Origin of the sequence: Microcystis sp. M53598_WE2 (assembly GCF_030067735.1) — a bacterium.
In the GTDB taxonomy this organism is placed as follows: Bacteria; Cyanobacteriota; Cyanobacteriia; order Cyanobacteriales; family Microcystaceae; genus Microcystis; species Microcystis aeruginosa.
Genome location: NZ_JASJFE010000159.1, coordinates 1 through 4,958, shown reverse-complemented (window position 1 = coordinate 4,958; position 4,958 = coordinate 1). Strand labels below are relative to the sequence as shown.

Genomic DNA, 4,958 nt, shown 5'->3' with positions numbered 1-4,958 from the left:
GTTGTTCCATAATATATAATTTAATCGCTTCATTAATTAAATTATTATATTCTTTTTCAGGATAATCACTACTTGCCAACCATCGATCGAGAAGTTGCATGGTATCTTCAGGGAGAGTTATCTGAAGTTGTCTGGCCATTTTGTTTTTCCTAACCATATCTAGACAATAACAATTATAAACCCCTAGGGCGATTTTAGTTGCTGTCGGGATAAATTCTCGGAGCTGCGGCGATTAATTTTTGGGTGTAGGGGTGTTGGGGATGGCTAAAAATCTGTTCAGTGTCACCCATTTCAACAATTTTACCCGCAGTCATTACCGCAATTCGATCGCAGAGGAATCTCGCTAACCAAAGATCATGAGTTATAAATAAATAAGTTAGATTAAATAACTTTTGTAACTCTAACATTAACTCTAAAACCTGTGTCTGGACACTAGCATCGAGCATACTAACCGGTTCATCACAAATAACTAATTCTGGATGGGTAATTAAAGCGCGAGCAATGGCTACCCTTTGCTGTTGTCCTCCCGATAACTCTCTAGGATAGCGTCGATAAAATTCCTCTACTGGTGTTAAACCGACTCGATCTAACATTTCTAAAACCTGTTTTTTAGCCGTTTCTAGATTAACTTTTTGATGGATAAAAAGCGGATCGGCGATACTTTCTCCCACCGTCATTAAAGGATTGAGACAAGCGAGGGGATCCTGAAAAATCATCTGCATTAAGCGCCGTTTTGGACGCATTTTTTCCCCCGACAAAGGGGTTAAATCTTCTCCTAAAAATTCCACTTTTCCCCCGGTGGGTTTAATTAACTGTAATAGGGTTCGCGATAGGGTACTTTTCCCACACCCCGACTCCCCAACTAAACCGAAAATTTCCCCTCGATACAGTTCAAAATTGACTTCATCCACCGCTTTAATAAATTTCTTTTCTTTCTTGAAAAAACTATCTAAAAAGTTACCTTCTAGGGTATAATACTGTTTTAAATTATCCACCTTTAACACCGTCTCCTGACCTTGAATTGCTGTTAATTTTTCCTCCCGTACCTGTAGGTGTAAAGCGGCCGCCAAAAGAGAACGAGTGTAGGGGTGTTGAGGTGTATTAAAAACTGTTTTTACCGCTCCCGATTCGACAATTTTGCCCCCCTGCATCACCGCTAATTGATCGCAATATTCTCCCACCATCGCTAAATCATGGGAAATTAACAATAATCCCATCTGTTCCTCGCTACATAAACGCTTTAATTCCCGCAGAATTTCCGCCGAAACCGTCACATCTAAACTTGTGGTGGGTTCATCGGCAATAATTAACTTAGGGTTTAATAATAAAGCTAAAGCAATGGCCACTCTTTGCCGCATTCCCCCGCTAAATTCGTGAGGATATTGGGACCAACGATTAGCGGGAATTTTCACTTTTTCTAGGTACTTACAAGCTTCACTTTTAGCTTGACGATAGGTTAAATTCCCTCGATGAGCTTGCAAAGTTTCCACACAATGATCGCCAATAGTCATCAGCGGATCCAGTCGCGTCATCGGATCTTGAAAGACTAATCCCACCGCTTCCCCGCGAAATTTTTCTAACTGTTTGCTAGATAAAGATAAAAGCGATCGCCCTTCAAAGGTAATCTCACCTTCCACGTGAGTGCGATTGGGTAATAACCTTAAAATAGCCTTACCGATGGTCGATTTTCCACAACCAGATTCACCGACTAATCCCAGAGTTTCCCCTTTGCCTATACTAAAAGACACCCCATCGATCGCCCAAGCGGGAGAACTTAATTCGGTCGGGTAGGCAATTTTTAGGTCTTTAATTTCCAACATGACGCGATCGGTAACGATAAAAGTTAGGACTTAGGGTCAAGTATGCCACACAAACGGCGATCGAGCATTTAATTGCTAATCGACAACTGACCCTAACAAAACCCGACAATACCCCTTTAAAGTCGCCACTCGCTCGCTAATTATCTGTAAACGTTTCTCCCGTCCTTGCCGCGCCGAGGCCAAAAATAACCAATCCGTCTCCAGCAATCGCCACGATCGATATAGTTCCGTCTGGAGCGCGCGCCAACGATTAGCCACCTCTGGGCTGAAATTGTCATCATTTAGTGACAATATCTCCCCTTCTAGACAGGTTTGTAAAGCTTGAAAAGATTGTAACCCCGTGGAAGCATCCCCATCCAGAAGGGCAAAACTGAAATCCTCCAGTTTTCTTAACAAAGATTTGTAGGCTTGATGGTAATTTGTCGGTAGCATCCAATACAAAGCGCGTTAGAATTTGTTACATAAGATTAACGATTTGCCGTCACGGTTGCAAGTCCTCCTCCCGACCAGAGACAAAAACTTAAAAGAATCCCGCCCTTTTCGCCGATCGATCCGATTCCAGTGTTAGAGAGTTAAGTAATCTGGCATCGCTTCGGCCTAATAATTTTCTAGTTATCCGTCTCCCCCCCCCCTATTATCCCCCCGATCTAACCATGAACGCCATCACTGCCATCCAACCAGAAACCCTCACCGTCCTTCCCCGGGCCACGGAACCGAAAAAAGCGTTAGTTTTACCCGATTGGCTGAAAGAATGTCTGATTACCTACGAAAACGACCCCCAGAATCCCGATATCGATTTAATCTGTCGGGCCTTTAATTTCGCCCACAAACTCCACGAGGGCCAGTATCGCAAATCCGGGGAACCCTATATCGCCCATCCCATAGCCGTGGCGGGATTACTGCGGGATCTGGGGGGTGATGGGGCAATGATCGCGGCGGGATTCCTTCACGATGTGGTGGAAGATACGGAAGTCACCCCCGAAGAAATCGAGGCTAGATTCGGTGTTGAGGTGCGTAATTTGGTGGAAGCGGTGACAAAACTCTCCAAATTCAACTTTTCTAGCAAAACTGAACGGCAAGCGGAGAATTTTCGCCGAATGTTCCTGGCGATGGCTCAAGATATCCGCGTCATCGTGGTCAAATTAGCCGACCGCCTGCACAATATGCAAACCCTCGAACACCTCAACCCGCAACAGCAGCAACGCATCGCCCTAGAAACTAGAGAAATCTTTGCTCCTCTGGCTAACCGTTTAGGGATTGGCAGATTTAAATGGGAATTAGAAGATTTATGCTTTAAATATCTCGAACCCGATGCTTATCGCACCGTACAGTTATTGGTATCGGAGAAACGCATCGATCGAGAGTCCCGCATCGAAACCGTTACTAACACATTGCGGGAAAAATTGCCAGAAATTGGCATAAAAGTTCTTGATTTACAGGGTCGCCCCAAACATCTCTACGGCATCTATCATAAAATGCACAATCAAGGCAAAGAATTCGAGCAGATTTATGATATCGCCGCCGTCCGCATTATCGTCGAAACCAAAGAGGAATGTTATCGTTGTTTAGCCATAGTTCACGACCAATTTACCCCGATTCCTAACCGTTTTAAAGACTATATCGGTTTACCAAAAGCTAACCGTTATCAATCCCTCCATACCACCGTTGTTGGTTTAAATGCCCGTCCCCTAGAAGTGCAGATTCGCACCCTAGAAATGCACCATGTTGCTGAATACGGGATTGCAGCCCATTGGAAGTATAAAGAAACTGGTTCTAGTCAAACAACTTTAACCGCTGCGGATGAAAAATTCGCTTGGCTGCGTAATCTCCTCGACTGGCAAAAAGACCTTAAAGATGGCCAAGAATACATGGATGGCCTGAAAAATAATTTCTTTGAAGAAGATATCTATGTTTTCACCCCCAAAGGTGATGTGGTGGCTCTGGCCCAAGGCGCGACACCGGTAGATTTTGCCTATCATATTCATAGCGAAGTAGGTAATCAGATGAAAGGGGCAAGGATTAATGGTAAATGGTCAGTTCTTGATGCTCCCTTGCAAAATGGTGATCTGGTGGAAATTCTCACCAGCAAAAATAGTCACCCTAGTTTAGATTGGTTAAATTTTGTCGTTACTCCTAGCGCCAGAAATCGCATCCGGCAATGGTACAAAAAATCGCGCCGAGAAGAAAATATTAGCCGAGGTCGTGATTTATTAGAGAAAGAATTGGGTAAAACTGGCTTCGATGCCCTGCTAAAATCAGAACGAATGCAATCGGTGGCTAAACAGTGCAATTATGTGGCAGTAGATGATTTATTGGCGGCTTTGGGTTACGGCGAAGTTACCCTAAAAAATGTGGTTAATCGTCTGCAAGAAACAGTTAAAAATCAACAGGAAATTTTAACGGCCAAAAATCCGCCCGATGTCCTAACTGATTCCCAATTGATTCTACCACCTTCTCCCGTTCAAAGGGCTTTACCCGTTAGTAAATCACCGATCGCCGGTGTGGAGGGATTAGTCTATCGTTTAGCCGGTTGTTGTTGTCCTTTACCAGGGGAAAATATTACTGGTATAGTTGCCCATGCGGGGGAAGGTATTGTTATTCACCGTCAGGGCTGCTCGAATGTGGAAAAAGCCGAAGCTGAACGCTTAATTCCTGTTAGTTGGAACCCTATAGATGACCAGGGACGTTATCAGACTTATCCGGTAAATATTCAGATTGAAGTGATTGATCGCGTCGGGGTTTTAAAAGATATTCTCTCTCGTTTAAGTGACCAAAATATTAACGTTCGCAATGCCGGAGTTAAGACTAATTTCGGTAAACCCGCTTTAATTTCCCTGAAAATTGAAGTAAAAGACCTGCAACAATTTGAACGCTGTGTTACTCAAATTAAGCTGATGAGCGATGTTTTAAACGTTCGTCGCATCAGTCAGGTAAAAAGCGATCGAGAGTAGGGTGAACCTAAAATTTCTACTCATATTCCCCAAACGCTGGAGTGCCTTAGCTGTTGAAGTGCGATGCTGACACTGACTAAAACCACGATGGCAATATCGGCACTTTTTGTCACCGAACAACGTAGGATCGATAATTAATCTGAGCGCAAAAATCCCTATGTTATTATCCCTACTCTCAGTCATCAGT

General features: G+C 43.7%; 3 protein-coding genes. 1 reads left to right on the top strand and 2 read right to left on the bottom strand.

Annotated elements, in window-relative coordinates; all coding sequences use genetic code 11:
- Positions 1–194: 194 nt before the first annotated feature.
- Both PX636_RS03565 and patD read right to left on the bottom strand, forming a co-directional pair.
- Positions 195–1,820, bottom strand: a complete 1,626-nt coding sequence (locus PX636_RS03565; protein WP_288116247.1) for a dipeptide ABC transporter ATP-binding protein — start codon at positions 1,818–1,820, stop codon at positions 195–197.
- A 75-nt stretch (positions 1,821–1,895) separates the two neighbouring features.
- Positions 1,896–2,252, bottom strand: coding sequence for a heterocyst frequency control protein PatD (gene patD, locus PX636_RS03560; protein WP_288116245.1), 357 nt, complete (start codon positions 2,250–2,252; stop codon positions 1,896–1,898).
- A gap of 221 nt (positions 2,253–2,473) precedes the next feature.
- Here patD and PX636_RS03555 point away from each other — a divergent pair, with 221 nt between their 5' ends.
- Complete coding sequence (locus PX636_RS03555; RefSeq protein ID WP_288116243.1) at positions 2,474–4,771, top strand: RelA/SpoT family protein; 2,298 nt, start codon at positions 2,474–2,476, stop codon at positions 4,769–4,771.
- Positions 4,772–4,958: the final 187 nt, after the last annotated feature.